This window comes from Streptomyces sp. CB02980, assembly GCF_014451325.2.
Lineage (GTDB): Bacteria > Actinomycetota > Actinomycetes > Streptomycetales > Streptomycetaceae > Streptomyces.
Window position 1 is genome coordinate 1 of record NZ_JACSCH020000060.1, and the last position, 1174, is coordinate 1174.

1 protein-coding gene is annotated in these 1174 nt (G+C 71.7%); it reads right to left on the bottom strand.

Annotated elements, in window-relative coordinates; translation table 11 throughout:
• On the bottom strand, positions 1 to 1174 hold a 1174-nt coding region (locus tag E0F75_RS39715), incomplete at both ends, for a type I polyketide synthase (protein ID WP_229315913.1).

Genomic DNA, 1174 nt, shown 5'->3' on the forward strand with positions numbered 1-1174 from the left:
AACGACCAGTCGACAAACGGCGCCAACGCCCGCTCACACACAGCCATCCGCTCGGCGAACACCGGCCACGAAAGCAGAAGTTCACGCCCCATCCCGATCCACTGACCACCCTGACCGGGGAAGACGAACACCACGTCCGAGCCTTGCGCCGCAGTGCCGGTGACCACGCCCTGAGACGTGTCGTCGGCCGCCACCGCGTCCAGGCCGGCCAGCAACGCCTCCACGTCCCCGCCGGTCACCGCGGCCCGCTTCTCCAGTCCGGCCCGGCCGGCCAGACCGACCGCGACTCCCGCCATCCACGGGCCGTCGACCGCACCCGTCGCCTGCTGAGCCCGTACGAAGCTCGCGAGCTGCGCGGCCTGGGCCCGCAGACCGTCGGCATCACGGCCCGACACCACCCACGACACCGGACCATCGCCCAGCCGAGCGGGAGCTTCGGGCTCGTCCGCAGCCGTCTCGGCCACGGGCGGCTCCTCCAGGATCACGTGCGCGTTCGTGCCACTGACGCCGAACGAGGAGACGCCCGCCCGCCGCGGGTGGCCGTTCGCCTGCCATGGCACCGGATCCGTCAGCAGGCGCACGTCACCGGTCGTCCAGTCCACGTGCGGCGACGGCTCGTCCACGTGCAGCGTCGCCGGCAGTTCTCCGTGCCGCATCGCCATCACCATCTTGATGACCCCGGCCACACCGGCGGCCGCCTGCGTGTGCCCGATGTTGGACTTGACGGATCCGAGCCACAGCGGACGGTCCTCCGGCCGCTCCTGCCCGTACGTCGCAAGCAGCGCCTGCGCCTCGATGGGGTCACCGAGTGTCGTGCCGGTGCCGTGCGCCTCCACGGCGTCCACGTCGGTCGCGGACAGACCGGCGCTGGCCAGTGCCTGCCGGATCACCCGCTGCTGCGACGGGCCGCTGGGCGCCGTCAGTCCGTTGGACGCGCCGTCCTGGTTGACCGCCGAACCCCGTACGACCGCCAGCACCTGGTGGCCGTTGCGGCGTGCGTCCGACAGTCGCTCAAGGACCAGAACACCAGCACCCTCACCCCACCCGGTGCCGTCCGCAGCCGCCGCGAACGCCTTGCACCGGCCATCCGCCGCCAAACCCCGCTGACGACCGAACTCCACAAACGTCGCAGGCGACGACATCACCGTCACCCCACCCGCCAACGCCAACGAAC